The organism is Acidovorax cavernicola (genome assembly GCF_003581445.1).
The window spans coordinates 1-1,693 of sequence record NZ_QXMN01000187.1 but is presented as its reverse complement, the minus strand read 5'-3'; the positions used below and the strand labels follow the sequence as shown (position 1 = coordinate 1,693).

The 1,693-nt window shown below is 66.8% G+C and carries 1 protein-coding gene; it reads right to left on the bottom strand.

The genetic code is table 11. From position 1 onward, the window contains the following. A partial coding sequence (locus D3H34_RS32340; protein WP_119558833.1) for a malate synthase G occupies nt 1–1,693 on the bottom strand: 1,693 nt, incomplete at both ends.

Below are 1,693 nucleotides of genomic sequence, written 5' to 3'. Positions count from 1 at the left end.
GGCTGGAGATGCGCAGCGTCGCGCGGTCTTCCATCAGGCCGACATTGTGGATGTCGAGCACCTTGGAGCAGCCCACGCCCTGGTCGACCCAGCGCACCACATAGCCCAGGATGCCTTGCACGTTGTTGTCCAGCTCCTGCTGGCGTTCGGCGTCGGACCACTTGGCTTCCTTGACCACGGGCACCTGCAGCAGGCCGGCGAGCAGGTCGTCGCGTGCGGCGTCGGCATCGGTCTTTTCGAGTTCGGCCTGGATTTCGGCGACGTTGACCTGCTGGTAGTGCAGCGCATGCAGCGTGGCGGCCGTGGGCGAAGGCACCCAGGCGGTGTTGGCACCGGCCTTGGGGTGGGCGATCTTCTGCTGCAGCATGTCGGCCATCAGGTCGGGCATGGCCCACATGCCCTTGCCGATCTGTGCGCGGCCGCGCAGGCCCAGGCCCAGGCCGATCAGCACATTGCTGCGTTCATAGGCCGGCAGCCAGGCGCTGGTCTTCATGTCGGCCTTGCGGACCATGGGGCCGGCGTGCATCGCGCTGTGCATTTCGTCGCCCGTGCGGTCCAGGAAGCCGGTGTTGATGAACGCCACGCGCGCGGCGGCGGCGGCGATGCAGGCCTTGAGGTTGACGCTGGTGCGGCGCTCCTCGTCCATGATGCCCAGCTTGACGGTGTTCGCGGCCAGGCCCAGCACCTGCTCGACGCGGCCGAACAGTTCATCGGCAAACGCGGCTTCGGCCGGGCCGTGCATCTTGGGCTTGACGATGTAGACCGAGCCTTTACGGCTGTTGCGGATGCCCTTTGCGCCCAGGCCCTTGAGGTCGTGCAGCGCGATGGCCGTGGTCACCATGGCGTCGAGGATGCCTTCGGGGATTTCCTTGCCTTCGGCACCCCAGAGGATGGCGGGGTTGGTCATCAGGTGGCCCACGTTGCGCACGAACATCAGCGAGCGGCCGTGGAGCTTGAGCGGCTGGCCGTCGGCGTCGGTGTATTCGCGGTCGGGGTTCAGGCCGCGGGTCACGGTCTTGCCGCCCTTCTCGAAGGATTCGGTCAGCGTGCCCTTGAGGATGCCCAGCCAGTTGCTGTAGCCCAGCACCTTGTCTTGCGCATCGACAGCGGCGATCGAGTCCTCGAGGTCGAGGATGGTCGACAGCGCCGATTCGAGCACCACATCGCTGACGCCGGCCGCATCGGTCTTGCCGATGGGCGTGCCGCGGTCGATGCGGATGTCGAGGTGCGAGCCATTGTTCTTGAGCAGAACCGAGGAGGGCGCCTCTGCGCTACCTTGATAGCCAACGAATTTTTCCGGGTTCTTGAGGCCGGTGATCTGGCCACCGGCGAGGCTGACCGCCAGCTTGCCGTCGACCACCGCGTACAGCGTGGCCTGCTGGTGCGAGCCCGTGACCAGCGGTGCCGACTGGTCGAGCACATTGCGCGCGAAGGCGATGACTTTCGCGCCGCGCACGGGGTTGTAGCCCTTGCCTTTTTCGGCGCCATCGGCTTCGCTGATCACGTCGGTGCCGTAGAGCGCGTCGTACAGCGAGCCCCAGCGCGCGTTGGCGGCGTTGAGCGCGTAGCGCGCGTTCAGGATGGGCACCACCAACTGGGCGCCGGCCTGGGTCGCGAGTTCGGCGTCGACGTTCGTGGTCGTGGCCTGCACGTTCTGCGGCGGCTCGACCAGGTAGCCGATGCGGCTCAGGAA